Source organism: Sphingobacterium sp. UBA7631 (assembly GCF_002483935.1).
Lineage (GTDB): Bacteria > Bacteroidota > Bacteroidia > Sphingobacteriales > Sphingobacteriaceae > Sphingobacterium > Sphingobacterium multivorum.
Window position 1 is genome coordinate 777,770 of record NZ_DLIX01000010.1, and the last position, 15,798, is coordinate 793,567.

11 protein-coding genes are annotated in these 15,798 nt (G+C 46.1%); 6 read left to right on the forward strand and 5 right to left on the reverse strand.

The genetic code is table 11. The features are described 5' to 3' along the window. Nucleotides 1–7: 7 nt before the first annotated feature. From B3P16_RS19880 to B3P16_RS19895, 4 genes are all read right to left on the reverse strand, one after another. A complete protein-coding gene (locus B3P16_RS19880; protein ID WP_286754664.1) occupies nucleotides 8–1,357 on the reverse strand; it encodes a beta-carotene 15,15'-monooxygenase in 1,350 nt (449 codons plus the stop codon). A gap of 42 nt (nucleotides 1,358–1,399) precedes the next feature. Beyond that, a complete protein-coding gene (locus B3P16_RS19885; RefSeq protein WP_286844002.1) occupies nucleotides 1,400–2,767 on the reverse strand; it encodes a RagB/SusD family nutrient uptake outer membrane protein in 1,368 nt (455 codons plus the stop codon). Between the two features lie 25 nt (nucleotides 2,768–2,792). Beyond that, entirely contained in the window at nucleotides 2,793–5,846 is a 3,054-nt protein-coding gene (locus B3P16_RS19890) for a SusC/RagA family TonB-linked outer membrane protein (RefSeq protein ID WP_286844003.1), read from the reverse strand. Between the two features lie 471 nt (nucleotides 5,847–6,317). After that, complete coding sequence (locus B3P16_RS19895) at nucleotides 6,318–6,743, reverse strand: DUF3995 domain-containing protein (protein ID WP_286844004.1); 426 nt, start codon at nucleotides 6,741–6,743, stop codon at nucleotides 6,318–6,320. Between the two features lie 217 nt (nucleotides 6,744–6,960). Between B3P16_RS19895 and B3P16_RS19900 the strand changes: the two genes are divergently transcribed. Beyond that, on the forward strand, nucleotides 6,961–7,428 hold the full coding sequence (locus tag B3P16_RS19900; RefSeq protein WP_286844006.1) for a DUF6265 family protein: 468 nt from the start codon (nucleotides 6,961–6,963) through the stop codon (nucleotides 7,426–7,428). 309 nt (nucleotides 7,429–7,737) lie between these two features. Then, nucleotides 7,738–8,400: a helix-turn-helix domain-containing protein gene (locus B3P16_RS19905; RefSeq protein ID WP_286844007.1), complete on the forward strand. Its 663-nt coding sequence runs from the start codon at nucleotides 7,738–7,740 to the stop codon at nucleotides 8,398–8,400. 127 nt (nucleotides 8,401–8,527) lie between these two features. Here the strand turns inward: B3P16_RS19905 and B3P16_RS19910 are convergent, their stop codons facing one another. Then, entirely contained in the window at nucleotides 8,528–8,764 is a 237-nt protein-coding gene (locus B3P16_RS19910; protein ID WP_286754659.1) for a hypothetical protein, read from the reverse strand. A 316-nt stretch (nucleotides 8,765–9,080) separates the two neighbouring features. Between B3P16_RS19910 and B3P16_RS19915 the strand changes: the two genes are divergently transcribed. The 4 genes from B3P16_RS19915 (at nucleotide 9,081) to B3P16_RS19930 (ending at nucleotide 15,796) form a co-directional block, all read left to right on the forward strand. Then, a complete protein-coding gene (locus tag B3P16_RS19915) occupies nucleotides 9,081–10,046 on the forward strand; it encodes an alkaline phosphatase family protein (RefSeq protein WP_286844008.1) in 966 nt (321 codons plus the stop codon). A gap of 278 nt (nucleotides 10,047–10,324) precedes the next feature. Next, the gene (locus B3P16_RS19920) at nucleotides 10,325–10,933 is read left to right on the forward strand and encodes an RNA polymerase sigma factor (protein ID WP_286844010.1); all 609 of its coding nucleotides are present in this window, start codon (nucleotides 10,325–10,327) and stop codon (nucleotides 10,931–10,933) included. A 272-nt stretch (nucleotides 10,934–11,205) separates the two neighbouring features. Next, a complete protein-coding gene (locus B3P16_RS19925; RefSeq protein ID WP_286844012.1) occupies nucleotides 11,206–12,174 on the forward strand; it encodes a FecR family protein in 969 nt (322 codons plus the stop codon). Nucleotides 12,175–12,373: 199 nt separating this feature from the next. Further along, nucleotides 12,374–15,796: a carboxypeptidase regulatory-like domain-containing protein gene (locus B3P16_RS19930; protein WP_286844013.1), complete on the forward strand. Its 3,423-nt coding sequence runs from the start codon at nucleotides 12,374–12,376 to the stop codon at nucleotides 15,794–15,796. Nucleotides 15,797–15,798 lie beyond the last annotated feature (2 nt).

Here is a 15,798-nt window from a genome sequence, read left to right on the forward strand (position 1 = left end):
TGAATCGTTAATAAATACGGATCGGCTTTCTACGCCCCTCCTGCAACAGGTATTTCTTGTTTATTTTCTCCAGGCGCACATGCAGGGAATCGCCGAGTTGGTTTACACCATCAAGCACAAGCGTGCGCTTATCCGGGCGATTGACCACAAAGGCAAAGGTGTGGCCTTTACTGACCTTTCCCGTCAGTTTGATCGCTGTCTCCGCCTTGTTTGCTCCTTTTTTGATCGCATAAGCAAAGAATTCGCGGCCACCATTGCCCAGATATTCATAGTTACGCTCCCGGTTGAAGGCGATATGTGGTTTGAGGCTATCAACCCGTACAGAACGGTTTCCCCTTATGCTGAGCGTATTCCATTTTTCAAAAACCACGTCCTTCCACCGCAATGTATCGCTCAGCGAATACGGGATGGTATCGCCCTTCCACACGAAATCTTTCACATTGTACACCCCTGCTGCTCCTTCCAACCCTTTTTCATCGGGGAAGGGATAATCCGAATTCTTCCAGCTCAGGTAAGTCTGCACGCTAAAGACAGTGATCAGCAGCAGGAATAAGACCTGCAGATAAGGGCGAATGCGCGCAATGCGGCGTCCATACTCAGGCCAAAACCCATCGGGAACAGTCGCTCCCTTTTTGATCAGGAGCTGATAAAAACGGGGCCAGTCGTACGAGAAGATCACGACCGCAAGCAGTAGTAAAAATGAACTATACACCTGTTCACCGATTTCGTACACATAGTTGACGATAACAACATTGAGCAATACAGCGATAAGCAGCCCCGACCCGATGATTGCTGTGCGCCGGTTCAATAAAAAGAGTCCACTCACAATTTCTAGCGCACCAATTACCGGTAGATAACCCGCGGTTGCAATGCCGTTGGTCAGGTAATAGAGCTTCCAGAGCAGAAAATCACCATATTCGGTATGCAGCTCGCTAATGGTTGGTTCGGGAAGTTGTATAGGGATGATTTTGACGAGACCGATAAAGATCATTGCTAAGGCTAAACGATAGCGTAGCAGCACGCGCAGCCAATAAAATACGCTATCATCATTGACCTGAAAAGATTGCCTGATTTTACGGCCAAAGGCCCAAAATAGCAACAACGCGAGCAGCAGCGCAATAGCCCAGTTGTAATATCCGCGCACGTCCGTACCGACGTAAGGGCTCTCGGCAATAAAAGAAGTGCGGTAAGTCGCCAACGCAAACCAGTTCTCCAAGGAAAACAGATCCCCAAATGAACGGTCCCTAAAAAGATTAGGGTCGTAAGGGATACTGAGTATCAAAAAGAAAATCAGGCCAATGTATACGATCGCTGAGCGATGGCGCTTAAAAAAATGAGAGTCTGTTAATATGGTCATTTCAATACGATTAAATGAAAAAAAACACCTGATTCATGCGGATCAATCCAAACCAGGATTTTGCTGTAGATCCGGATCTATCGAAACCTGAGCATACGGTATCGGCAGCAAAAGCCTATTCGCGGAAGAAATATTTAGCACCTGCTGTGCACGTCCCGTCCGCAAAAGATCATACCAGCGATGGTTCTCCAGGGCAAATTCCACGCGGTTTTCATCTTCCACAGCCTGCAGCAGTGCCGCAGCTCCGAGCCCTTGCAACGGCTTAATATTCGCGCGCGAGCGTATGGCATTTAAGTCGGCCAATGCCGCTGTCAGATCGCCCGGGCCATTCCGCTGCGCCAACGCTTCGGCGCGGATCAGATAGAGCTCGGCCGTACGGATCAAAAAGGCGGGGTCAGTACGGTCTGTTCGGTAATAGAGATTGCCGATCAGGATATTTGGGTCTGTGGATGAGGTGGTTTTGGACACGAGCGCAGCACGATCCCCTCCGATCGTAGGATCTACCAGTAGGTCGTAGATACCCTGCGAAGGTCTGATCCAGGCAGTCCCGCCATTATTGCCCGACAACCATTGACTGGTCTGCCCACTGGTATTGTTGATATCATAGACCAATTCGAAGACAGACTCTTTGGTGTTGGAGGTATTGTTGGCATAAAACGAGCGGTATGGATTGACCAAGCTATAATTGGCGTTGTCGTCAATAATATAGGATGCATATTTTATGGCTTCGCTCCAGTTTTTCTGGTAGAGGTAAAATCTTGCCAGGAGCGCGCGGGCTGTTTTCTTGGTAGCGCGAATGCGATTGGTGTCATTAGGCAAGAGCTGTTCTGCTTTTTGCAGGTCCTGCAGCACCTGCGCATAGGTGTCGGCCAGGGAGCTTCTTTTAACCTGCGGCAGACTGCTGGCCGAAGTTGTCGGCTGCAACACAATCTGTACACCACCCCAGGTTCTGGCCAGATCAAAATACGCCAGTGCGCGCACAAAATAGGCTTCTCCCACAAGCTGGTTGCGGTAGGCTTCGGTGAAAGTCGTCGTTAGCGCCAGGTTGGGTACTTTGCTGATCACATGGTTGGTCCTGTTGATGGTGGCATAGATCTGGTTCCAAGCCGTAGCCAACACAGCGAGGTCGGATTTGACCGTATGATTGGTCAGCGTCTGATGAACAGTCTGACTGCCGCGATACACGATGTTGTCTGCCGAAAAGAATCCCAGCAGCTGAAAGCTATAGCCATAATAATCGTTGGACCGAAGTGCAGAGTAGATACCGCGTACTGCTGTTGCGGCAGAACTCGCATCGACGATAGTCACTTCATCAGATACTGAACTCCTGGGCTCCACTTCCAAAAAAGAACTGCAGCCACTGAGCTGAAGGACAAGAAGCGGATAAAGGAAATATATAATTTTTTTCATGAGCTTTACGGATTAAGGTTAACGTTTAAAGGGTTACATTGAGCCCAAGCTGAAACGTACGGGGCTGCGGTGGCGTTCCAAATGTGCCTATCCCCTGCGCATTTGGGTTGCTGGTGACATTCGATTCGGGATCGCCTGTATATTTGCTCCAGATAAAGAGGTTTGATCCTACAAAATAGATCCGCGCGGCAGACAGCTTCGCCCGCTCTACCAGCTCTTTCGGCAGTTTATATCCAAAAGAAAGCTGTCTGAGTTTCAAAAACGAGGCATCTTCGAGATAACGGCTATTGGCATCGATGGTATAGTTGAGCCCTTCCGATGTCAGTCGGGGCACATCGGTGATGTCCCCGAGCTGCTGCCACCTGTTCAGCACATTTTGAGATACCCCACCACTGCTGGGATTACGCTCCCTGAAATAGCGGTTGAGGTTCACCGCGTAGTTGCCATATTGGAAACTAAAGTCTACACCCAGATCGAAGTTTTTATAGGTAAAGGTATTACCTATACCACCGTAAAACTTGGGATAGGCATTGCGAAACACCTTCCGCGCCGAAGTCGGCAAAGAACCATCGCTCAGCTGTCCGTCAAATACCACCTTTCCGGTCTGCGGATCGACATACAACTGTTCATACAGCCAGAATGAGTTGAGCGAATAACCTTCTTTCAGAATCACCCAATCGCGGGTATACTGGGTGATTTGCGTGGGTAGTTTCTCAATTTTATTTTTATTGCCCGAGATGTTGAAGCTTGTATTCCAGGCAAAGTCTTTTGTTTTCACGTTGAGCGAGTTGATCAACACTTCATAGCCTTTGTTGCTGATTTCGCCCACATTGGCCCAATACTTTGAAAAACCGGAACTGCCGACAATAGGTCGCTCGAGCAGGAGATCGGAGGTATATTTATGGTAAAGATCTACGGTAATGGACAGGCGATTTTTAAAGAGCGCCACATCCAGTCCAAGATCGGCCTGTGCCGTTTTCTCCCAGCGCAGATTTTCGTTACCCAATTGGAAAGGACCTGTACTTGGCAACACCTTGCCATAGCTGTCCGCATATTTTTCATTGCCCGACCAGAGACCTCTGGCGGCGAAATTGCTGATTCCGGCCTGATTGCCAGTCAATCCATAGGAAGCCCTTATTTTCAGGTCGTTTAACCAGGTTTGATCTGCCAGAAAGGCTTCTTGACTAATCCGCCAGCCCGCCGAAAAAGCGGGAAAATACCCCCATCGGTTGTTGGCACCAAACTTGGACGAGCCATCTGCCCGCAGGGTTGCCTCTGCAAAATAACGGTCGGCATAGCTATAGCCTACCCTTCCAAAATAGGAAGCAATGGTATATTTAGTCCAGTTGTCTGCGGCAATGATATTGGCTGCCGAGGAAATCTGTTTAAAGGAATCGTTGGCAAAACCATTCCCCTCCAAATACTTGTAATCAAGTACATTGCTCTGCAAGGTATTTCCCAAAATAGCATTGAGGCTATGCTTGCCGAACGTATGCTGGTAGGTCAGTGTTTGCTCATTGATCCAGGTTGCATTTCGCGATATTCCCGACGTCGCCTGATTGTTATTTGCGATACCGATACTGGTTTTGCTGTTCCAGTATTGTGATTCGTCGTAGAGGTTATAGTCGGCACTAAAGCTGGATTTGAATTTCAGTCCCTTCAGTAGATCGATTTCCGCAAAGGCACTTCCTATATAACGTAGGCTTGTGGTATTGACATCGTAGTTGTCTACCAGGGTATAGGTGTTATCGGTACCATTGATTGATCCATCGGTATTGAATATCGGCACATTCGTTGCCGAAGAAACGGCCGAATTAAACAGGCTTACCTGTGGGCCATCGCCTGTACGTGCCTGATTGCGGTAGGTTCTGGAAAAATTATTGGTCAGACCGATCTTCACACGACTGCTGAGCTGATGGTCAAAATTAAACTTGAGATTAGTACGTGAGAAGTCGATCACCTTGATAAAAGCTTCCTGGCCCGTGTAGCCCGCACCAATATAAAAACGCGATTTGTCTCCGCCCCCTTGGATGCCGATGTTATAATCCTGCAGCTTCCCGTGGCGCAAGAGGAAACCAAGGCGATCGTAAGTAGGCTGATCTTCGGGATTTCCTTTCCCGCCTTCCGAGACAGGACGGTAAGGCCTGTTGGCGAAAGTCTGTTTCAATGCCGGATTGTCCAGTCCGGAGTTTATCCACCACTCGTTGGCGAGGGTTGCCGTTTCGGGACCTGTAGCCAGTTTGGGCAACAGGGATTTATTGGCTTCAGCCCAGCCTCCCTGCACGTTGAGGTCAATTTTGGTCCGGCTACCGTAGCTTCCCTTTTTGGTGGTAATGATAATTACACCATTGGCCCCCCGGGAACCATAGATTGCGGTAGCAGATGCATCTTTCAGCACTTCAATCGACTCGATATCTGCCGGGTTGATATCTGTGAGCGGCGAACTGGTCCGTCCACCGAGCCCGATATTCTGAAGCGAAGTATTGTTTAAGAATACCCCATCGATAATATATAAGGGATCGCTACTGGAGTTGATGGATGTTGTTCCGCGAACCCGCAGAAAGATACTTTCGCCAGGGACTCCCGAGTTGGTGGAAACCTGCACTCCCGAGAGTTTACCCTGCAACTGGGCATCAAAACTGGCTACCGGAATTTTGTTGACTTCGGCAGCGTCGATCTTGGCAACTGCGCCCGTTAGGCTTCTTCGTTTTTGTACACCGTAGCCCACAACAACAACTTCATCCAAGTCGGAAACGCTCGGTTGAAGCAAGATCTGAATCTGCGCCTCCCGTGCGGTAATCTTTCGACCTTTATATCCCAAAAATGAAGTGGAGAATGTCAACGGAAGCCGTTGCCCCGTGACAAACTGAAATCTCCCCGACGCGTCGGTCTTTACTTGGTGCGTCACGCCTTCGAGCTTTATGGTAACGCCTTCAATAGGCCGATTGGTAATCGAATCCAATACAACACCTTTTAAGGTAGCGTTAATAAGGGGCTCAGCTTGCTGCGAAAATGCAGGCAATAGCAAACCATGTGACAAAAAAATTGTCACGGCGTACTTCCATACGCTATTTTTCATAGGTAAAATTTTAACAGTGAATATTTACAAGTGCCAACGCCAATTGATTACTTGTCAGAAAAGCTGCTTTTTATGGAAAGAAGTACTTCCCTTTAACCGCAGCTACACATTCGCTTATTGAAATCAGAACAAAAGGATGTACCATTGCGCAGACCTGCGCTCGGTTGGAAAGGATTTAGATAAAATTTGCCGTTCATAAATAATGAATTAAGTAAAACATTGTGATCATTACGTGCGGAAGATACGGCTTGTACGCAAGACAGGCTTATCTCCTAGGTTGATAAAACAAATATAGTAAACATAAAATAAATTCTATAATATTAGTAGACTTTATTTTCAATAATCTTTTTCCTGACCAAAAATAGAGTCAATCAATATAGAAGAGCGGGCGGGAATATGTACATTTGAATACAGACAATTACCAGTCAGATCATGCACGCTACGCAGGGCAGCAATAGGAGTCGTTTTTTCTCATAATACAAGTGCCAAAAAGCCATTGGATAGTGCCAAAAAGAGACATAATGGACTATAAAAATACGTATCTTTTCGGGCAAAAGGAGTCTTCCTATACTTCTTAAAAATGCCGACAAACTTCATATCGCCAATAAATCGAAGCAGGAAAATACCACTGACTATATACATCCCATAGCGAATATACTTTGCGTCTATCGGAACATCCAAAACCCCGATGGCACATAGATTTACCCACGCAAAAATCAATAATCCGATGGCTACCAATAAAGTACCTACCCTGGTGGGATTAAATATCCTTCTTCCACTCAAGTCGGTCGGAACGGCAGCGTTCATTCCCCATTGGCCGCCAAACAGCCAAAAAATATGCAGCAAAGCCAAAAAAATAAAAATAGTGGCAATTACGATAGCAAGTACAAGCTCCATCAGGTAAATATAACGTATTTTACACGAAAAAGCACAAGCCTGCAAAGGGCGTCGTTAGACTGCTGCAATTGACAGAATAATGACCAAACCGATACTTTTCAAACTCCGTTTTTTTATTAAATTTAATCGCATAGGGGCAACAGAGCCTCCTGTCAACATTTGGGCCCGTCTCAGCAGCGCCTATGCTGGCTGCTCAACCTTTAAAACAAAACAGAAGATGGCAAAATTAATCAAAGTTGGAGTTCCCCTATTGATTCTACTCGTTTTGGTACGATGTTCAGGGCTTCAAAATGAGCCATCTGAAAATTTCGATTGGCTCGTGGGAAAATGGCAGCTTACCAACGAAGCCAAGGATAAAAGGACCTTTGAATATTGGAAGAAAATCAAAGACGCTGAATATGTCGGTTTTGCTTTTACCCTACATAACCTGGATACCATACATCAGGAAAAAATGCAGTTATCAAAATCCGACGGTAACTGGAATTTAAAGGTTAAAACACCCGATGAAAAAGATTTTATCACTTTTGAGATGACCATGATGAAGAACGGTCTGTTTGAATGTACGAATGACTCGCTCCCCTTTCCTAAAAAAATTACCTACTGGCGGGACGGTGAAAAGCTGAAAGCAAATGTGGCGGGCGACAGCCTCCAAATTCCCTTCGCCTTTGCTAAGATTTCAAAATAAACATATTACTGTCAAAAACACCTTTATTTCTTTTAACACATCACCCTGTTTTCAATAAAAATCAGTAATATCGTTTACATAAATAAAAAATGCAGACGTAACGTTATTTTTTTATTCAATAATCAACGGTGTTACCAAAATTGTTAATACAAGTTATATAAACTATCAGTCGAAAACAGATCCTTTGGGATATTTCTTTAAAAAAAAGAACGACTAATCAGATAAACGAAGAAAAACAACAATAGTATAAGAGAATTCTGAGCAAAACAAGACAATCCATCAAATTTTGAGCGGAATTCTGCAATTAGTATGGGAAAGATCACCAATACCGCCTTAGCTGAATGGATGTCCCTGCGGATCTTAGAAATCCTTGACCAAACAGCAATGACATTAGCCGGCTTAGCTAATTTTAGCGAGATACCCGAAAGCCGACTTCAGCGCTACTGTAACAAAAATTCGACGATCTCTGTGGAAGCCGTAGCCAAGCTCTGTGATGCGCTTTCTATTCCAATGACCCAATTTTTTGATGAATCAACTCCATTAAGAATAGAAACAGGTGCCCACAGTAATGTCGATCTATTTAAGACCAAATTCTTCCCCTTAGGCAAAAAGTTCTTTACCGATGAGGTCACTGACAAAAACCAACTCCAAAGGATGCAAAATCTAGACCATCGTTACCAGCGGGAATCTGTCATGCAGCTGATTTTTGACTCGGATTATTTTCAGCATCCCCGCAGCATTGAACAGGTTATCGCTGCCGTTGAAAAAACCTATCAGATTACTTTTAAAAGTGAACGAATTGCTTCACTATTGCGTAAATATGTAGCGGAGGGTTATCTGGAGCGGACAGTCTTGCCCCGTGGCTTTAGCCGTTCACGACAGTATACCTACTGTAGAACTTCAAAAAAACAGCAGATCGCCGCGAAAGAGGAAATCACGGTAATCGAACGGACAAACGTTTTGAACCGGTAATTTTAAGCTCGTCCAATAGGCAGGACCGCAGCAGTTCACTATGTCCCACGCTAAGTCACTGATCCTAAAGTGCATTCTGTTAAGCTTTTTACCAGAGTTGTCACGACCATTTTTTCAGCTAGTAACATTAAGAACCTTCAGTCGCTGATAGAAAAGATGCCTTGAACCCCCTTAGGGCCAATAAATTAAGAACAACGCCTTCGTCACGTCGTAAGGTCCGGATGGTAATGGTACAAAGTTTATCCTGAAGATCGGCCGAAATGTATTTCAGATCAGCAATATGCCGGCTAAGGTAATTGATCAGTTCAGCGCGTTTGGTGAGCACCTGAGCAGAAACAGAAAAGGTCAGTAAGTAATATTTCATATTCTAATAAGTTTTTAATCATTGCGCATTGCGACCATAAAGCCAGATTTTTCAGATTATCTGCCCAAGGTTCGCTAACGTGCCGTAAATATAAAAAACTTCTGACCATTAAACAACAATAGTCAGGAGTTAAAATTGTTATTTCCACTTTAATACTTAGAAAATAAAGCAATAGCATTCTTATTACTACACTAAGCATGGAAACACGACCGACGCTTATTGCTTATCTTTATGACTTCACGTAAATTTAACTACCTGAAAATACAGTATAAATAAACTTTGTTTAGTATTACAAAACTTATGTATATTTATATTAATGAAAAATTCACCAACCTATCACTGGAATCGTGGCAGCAGTCCACTTTCTGGCGTCTGTCGTTATGCGATAAGGCGCATGAAAACCCTATTGATTTTATTATTTATCGCTGTATGTAGTGCTGTAAACGCACAACATATTGTTATCATCGGTCTGGACGGTTTTAGTTCCGAAGGCTTTCGGGGTTCAAAACATCCAAATATCGACAAGCTGTTTGAAAAAGGATTACTGACACTATCCAGCAGGCCCGTCCTTCCATCAGTCACACTCCCCAACTGGACGAGCCATCTCACGGGACAGGGTCCTGAAGAACACGGTATCACGGCCAATAACTGGACACTGGACAACCGCCCCCTACAAGCTTTGGAGGTAGATCAAGAGGGTTATTCGCCATCCATATTCAAACTAGTGAAGGAGGAGAAACCGAATGCAAAAACCGCTTTCTACTATAATTGGGCTGAGCTTATCAATCCCATCAACAAAAAATACCTGGATGAAGTCTCCTTTGAACAGGACGATAAGTACGAGAACAACTATGCGAAAGCCTTAAAATTTATCGGTGACAATAAAAACAATACAATGTTGGTATTTCTATACAGTGTGCATACCGATCATGCCGGACATGGCCACGGCTGGATGTCACCGGAATATATAGCATCAATCGAAGAAGCAGATGTTGCGATCGGGAATTTTATACAGACATTGAAAGCACAAAATCTCTATGAGGACTGCTATTTTCTGTTACTGACCGACCATGGTGGCATCAAGAAGGGTCACGGCGGCACGAGCATGAACGAGATGCAGATCCCTTTTGGCATTACGGGCAAAAAAATCAAAAATCTAGGCATGACCAATGCCTTCTTCAATAGCAATAGAAATACCTCGTGGATATTGGCCCGCCTATTTGGACTGAAAAATCTACCAAAATCCTGGTCGGGAATTGCTCCTACCGAGATCTTCAAATAAATTTGAAGACCTCGACAAATATTTCCCGAATACCCGGGGCGTTATAGTTGAATTGCCAGGTAATCAGGTTTAAATACGTCGGGTTAGCAAGCCCGGTGATAAACTCCATCAAAAAAGCCGGTTAGCACAGAAGGAAAGCGGCTTTTTTGATGGACCGAGCGCTTATTTGTCGGCAGCCCCGGGGCAGCAACAGGCCAAACTAATATTAATAATTTATTAATATTCGTAAAACGCTCAGGTTTAATTGCCTCTTTACATTTGGTCTTTGCTTAACTAGAATGGCTAATTGTGAATTGAAAACGCTTTCGGATCAGGAGCTGCTGGAATTGGTTCAACTAAAAGACCATAAAGCCGCATTTTCCGAACTTTATAACCGCTATTGGGAACCTTTGATTAATCATGCCGGTAAACGGACAGGCTCCTTGGCCATGGCCGAAGAGATCGTGCAAGCTATTTTTGTCGATTTTTATCTGCGGCGGAAGGAGATCACACTCAGCCACTCCCTTTCGGCCTATTTAAAAACGGCGATTAAATTTCAGGTCTTTAAAACCTATCGGGCGCAACAAGTGCAGGATAAATATATCCAAACCGCCGCCCAGCTCGGCTATACCGCTCCGATTCAGCCCGACACGCTGCTCGAAGCCAAGCAAATCCATGCAGAGATTATTCAGATCACCGAAAAAATGCCCGCCACCTGCAAAGAGGTCTTTCTATTGAGCCGCTTCGAAAAGCGCTCCAATCAGGATATCGCCGACCAGCTCAACATTTCGGTGGCCATGGTCCGCAAGCACATCACAAAATCCATGAAGATCATGCGCTCAGAAATCAAAGCACATCAAATGGATATTTTCTACCTGGTCCTGCTGCTCTACACGCACAAAAAATAGGCAAAGTATTTTTTTTCAAATTTTCGTTCCCGCTTTTGCAGACTTCGGGTACTCCTTAGTATAAAGCACAGGAAATGGACGATCAAAATCAACAGATACGTGATATACTCGCTAAATACGAAGCCGGCACAATAACGGAGGACGAGCTCCAGGTTCTTGAAAATTGGTACGCTTCCTTTGAAGCCAATCCGAATCTCATCGACAGGTTAAGCGTCGAAGAACGTTTACGCCGGAAAAGCCAACTGCAGGAAAAGATCTTCGATCAGATCGACGTGGAGATAGCCGCATCGACCCCTGTTCCAAAGAAGCGATCCTTCCTCCATCCGGGAAATAGGCTTTGGCAAGCAGCAGCATCCCTCGTCTTCCTTTGTGCGGTCTCGTTTTACATCTTCAAGCAGCAGGCTGACCAGTCAACTACCCCTGCTGAAAAGCAAAGCAGCAGCATTCATCCCGCAACGGATAAAGCCATCTTAACCCTTGGCAATGGTGAAAAAATCCTGCTGGACGAGTCCAAAAATGGCGAGCTCAGCAGCGAAGGAAATATTCATATCAACAAACTGAAACCCGGTAATCTGGTGTATACGGCCGGCAAGAACGTCGATAAGGTACATGTCAATACGCTTGCTACCCCACGGGGTGGCCGCTACCAATTGACATTAGCCGACGGTACGCAAGTCTGGCTCAATGCACAGTCGTCGATCAGCTATCCTTCAGCCTTCCGGGGCACGTCGCGCGAGGTGAGCATCAGCGGTGAGGTGTATTTTGAAGTGGCACACAATGCGGCTATGCCTTTCCGGGTGCGCTCCGAAAATCAAGTGATCGAAGTACTGGGAACTCATTTTAATGTTAATACCTACACATCCAGATCCAGGACCAAAACAACCCTTCTGAGCGGTTCCATTGCCTTGGCCAATGCGCATCAGCGCGTTGTCCTCAAGCCTGGTGAACAGGGTATTGTTGCGGGAGAATCCCTGTCCATCAAAAATGTGGAGCCCGCGGAAGTGATCGCCTGGAAAGAGGGTTACTTTGATTTTACAGATGCCGATATCGGCAGTGTTGTGGACGAACTTGGCCGCTGGTACAATGTGGACATCCAGTATCGGGGTACCCCAACGAGCGAAACCTTTACCGGAAGAATCCCGCGGTCCTGGTCTTTTGAAAAAGTACTGAATCTATTAAAAACATTTAAAAGCATCCAGGTCGAGATGCAAGGAAGGAGGCTTATCGTAGAAACAAAATAAGACAAGCACTGACATCGGTGACTGCCCTAGGACAGCACCTGATAGAACATTATACCGCATGCCCAATTCCAAAAAAAGCCAATAGTGGTCGCAACACTACTGGCCAAAAAGCCGGAATAGGCCAATGAATTTCTCGATCCAATGAACACATATTTCAGCTTAACAAATGTATAAAAAAAATACAAAAATACTATTGAAAATGAAGCTAAGCACCTTCATGACACTCTTTGGCATGCTACAGATCAGCTTCGGAGCAATAGGACAAAACATCAGTCTCTCCGAGAAGAACAGCTCCCTGGCCAAAGTATTCAAAAAGATAAGTACGCAGACGGGGTATGGATTTCTGGTCGAAGGCAGCCTGCTGCGCATTGCCAGACCCGTTACGATAGAAATCAGCAATACCGACATCAATCTTGTATTGGCCGAAATTTTCAAAAACCAGCCACTCAGCTTTGTGCTGAAGGACCAGTCTGTGATCGTTTCGGCAAAAAGCATGGCCGCTATCCCCGTTTCGCTATCCGCCAGCATGGGCAACAGTGCCACCCAACAGCAGGGAAATATCAGCGGACGAATCATCAATGAAAATGGTGAAGCCCTTGCCGATGCAAGCATTACGCTGCTCCAAAGCCGCCAATCCTTAAAAAGCAAAGCCGATGGCAGCTACAACTTGAACCTCGCACCAGGCACCTATACCATCGAAGTCAGCTACATTTCCCATCAGACAAAAAGGATCACCGACATCGTGGTGCAGTCCGGCAAACAGACCGATCTCAACATCGTTTTGAAGAACGTGGTGAAAAGCCTGGAGCAGGTGGTCGTGACAGGAAGTTACAAACAGGAAAGTGTAGCTTCCTTATATGCCAAACAGAAGAATGAAGCCACCATCTCCAACGGGATCAGCCGGGAGCAGATAGCCGTTTTACCGGATAAAAACGTCGGTGAGACCCTGAAACGCATCTCCGGTGTCAGTACCAACGACAACCGTCGGGTGGTGGTCCGCGGTATTGCCGAGCGTTACAACCTGGCCATGATGGATGGCGCCACCCTCCCCAGTACAGACGTGCAGGTGCGGGACTTCGAATTTGATATTGTCCCCAGCAACCTGATCGACAATGTCATCATTCACAAAACTTCGTCGCCCGACCTGAGCTTTGGTTTTGGTGGTGGACTGGTACAGATCAACACCCTGGCCATTCCGGTCAAAAACTTCACGTCCTTTTCGGTGGGAAGCAAATACATCAATGGCTCAACGGGTAAAGATTTCCTGGGCTATGGCCGCGGCAGCTTAGATTACCTGGCCTTTGACGATGGTACAAGGGGCAATTTCCCGCGCGATCTGACCGTTTTCGACGGGATCAATTACGACCCTGCCAATCCCTATAAACCCGTGCCTGAAGGCGTGAAACCTTTTACACCGGAAATGATCGCTGCACAGAACAAGCGTATCGGCGGACTGGAGCGTTTGGGTACCCGAAAATACACCGCACTACCCGGACAAAACTACCAGTTCAGCCTGGGGCGCAGTTATAGTGGTACAAAGGGCGTCTTTGGATTTGTCGGCTCACTCAGTTACCGAAATGAGCAATCTATTGATCGCATCTCCAATTTTGAGCGCGGCAACTGGCAAAAGGTAGACGGGGCAACTTTCGATGTCAGCACGGGCAAAAAAATCCATCCGACGACCTCGACACAGTATAACTTCAATTCAAGCTTAGGCGCTTTGGTCAACCTGGGCTGGAACAGCAAAAATCACAAGGTAACCTCGAGGAATTTCTATTCCCGGATGTTCAACAATCAGTTCTCTATAATCGAAGGCTGGGGAAATGATATTGGCTACGATTCGAGGCCAGCAATCCGCGAATATGACCGTCCTAAATTTATAGATATGCTGCAGAATAAACTGGATGGCGAACATCGGTTCGGCAATTTCAAACTCGAGTGGAATATTGCCCGCAATCAGCTGAACAACCGTGAGAAAGATGCCACCGAAGCTTGGCTCGCTCCGATCGGTTTCTTAAATGATACCCTTTATAATGTCATCCCTTCGCACTACGCTAATGCCGGTGACGGAACATTTACACGCTCCGAGTACCATTATACGGAGACCAACAAAATTGCGGAAGGTGCATTGAGCTACCAGACGAATTGGCTCGGGCAAAAGCAGACGTTCAAAGCCGGATACCAATATATGGATCGGCATGGCTTGTTCGAATGGGTTTCGCTGCCTATCGTCTCTGTCGGTGCCAATACCTTTACGCCTGTCAACACCTGGTCGAAATACCTCGAGTTCACAGATCCCTTACATGGCATGTTTTACTACCCGGCAGCATTCTCCGTCAGTGCTTATGAAGGGAAAAATATAAACCAGGCCGTCTATGGTCTACTCGACAACCGCTTCAACTCGTGGATCCGACTGGTCTGGGGTGTACGAGCCGAATACTTCAAGTATAAAAGCCTGCAAAATGGCGATAATGACCTGCAGATGGATGCCAGAACCATTGCGATGCGCAAGCAACGCTTTGTCGATCCCAAAACGGGCAAACTGGTGGGCATGACGGCGGATCCAGAAACTGAAGAGAAAACCTGGCGCTACCTGCCATCGGTGAGCCTAACATTGACGCCCATACCCGATTTTAACATCCGCATGGCTTACTCACAGTCCGTGGTGCGGCCGGCATTGATTGAAAACTCCAAGATGGTGCGGCAGGATCCCGCATTGGGTGGTGCTTACCGTCGGAATGAAGGTGTGCTGTCGACCTTAATTGACCATTATGATATGCGTTTTGAATGGTACCCTTCCATTGCCGAAGTTATTTCCATCGGGTTTTTCTATAAATATTTTCAGAACCCCATCGAATTGTACCGGCAGATGATGGATTCGTCGCATCGCATCTATGTGACCACCAATAACTCGGAATGGGCCAAAGTAAAGGGACTGGAGTTTGATATCCGTAAAAACCTGGGCTTTATGGCGCCCGGTTCCCTACTGGAGGATTTCAATGTCAGTGGAAACATGACGCTTCAAAGCTCCGAAGTGCAGTCGGCCGAATTTATGGCAAAGAGTATCGGCACCGATAAATACGGAAATACCTTTGAATACCGTGAAAAGCAATTCCTGAAAAGCAAACGCCCACTTTATGGACAGATCCCCGTTGTCTATAATGCGGCTATCCAATACGCCGGAGACCGCTTTGGAGCTAACGTAGCCTTCAACCATATGGGCTATAAAACCTTTATGACAGCCATGAGCGAAGATCTGATTGAATACGAACGCCCACGCAACCAGCTCGACGCACAGCTGAGCTACAAATTCCTGAAAAACAAAAACCTCGATCTTAAACTGAACCTGAGCAACCTGTTGAACAGTCCGTTCCGCTTCTATGTGAATAGACCCGAGACGTACAAAGTACAGGATCGTTGGAAAGGTCTATCAAACTCCGAATGGCCCACACAGGAATGGGACGAGATCTACGAATGGAAGTTTGGTTTTTCCCAAAAATATGAGGAAGGTTATTACGAGACCTCCGAAGACGGGACAAAAAAGATGCGCATAGGCGACAAAGAAACTTTTAACCGGAAAGTGGGCAGTTCCTTTAGCCTTTCCATCGGATATACCTTTTAAAT

Coding starts and splice junctions, on each gene's coding strand:
- B3P16_RS19880 (WP_286754664.1), bottom strand. CDS start 1,357: ATGACCATATTAACAGACTCTCATTTTTTTAAGCGCCATCGCTCAGCG.
- B3P16_RS19885 (WP_286844002.1), bottom strand. CDS start 2,767: ATGAAAAAAATTATATATTTCCTTTATCCGCTTCTTGTCCTTCAGCTC.
- B3P16_RS19890 (WP_286844003.1), bottom strand. CDS start 5,846: ATGAAAAATAGCGTATGGAAGTACGCCGTGACAATTTTTTTGTCACAT.
- B3P16_RS19895 (WP_286844004.1), bottom strand. CDS start 6,743: ATGGAGCTTGTACTTGCTATCGTAATTGCCACTATTTTTATTTTTTTG.
- B3P16_RS19900 (WP_286844006.1), top strand. CDS start 6,961: ATGGCAAAATTAATCAAAGTTGGAGTTCCCCTATTGATTCTACTCGTT.
- B3P16_RS19905 (WP_286844007.1), top strand. CDS start 7,738: ATGGGAAAGATCACCAATACCGCCTTAGCTGAATGGATGTCCCTGCGG.
- B3P16_RS19910 (WP_286754659.1), bottom strand. CDS start 8,764: ATGAAATATTACTTACTGACCTTTTCTGTTTCTGCTCAGGTGCTCACC.
- B3P16_RS19915 (WP_286844008.1), top strand. CDS start 9,081: ATGAAAAATTCACCAACCTATCACTGGAATCGTGGCAGCAGTCCACTT.
- B3P16_RS19920 (WP_286844010.1), top strand. CDS start 10,325: ATGGCTAATTGTGAATTGAAAACGCTTTCGGATCAGGAGCTGCTGGAA.
- B3P16_RS19930 (WP_286844013.1), top strand. CDS start 12,374: ATGAAGCTAAGCACCTTCATGACACTCTTTGGCATGCTACAGATCAGC.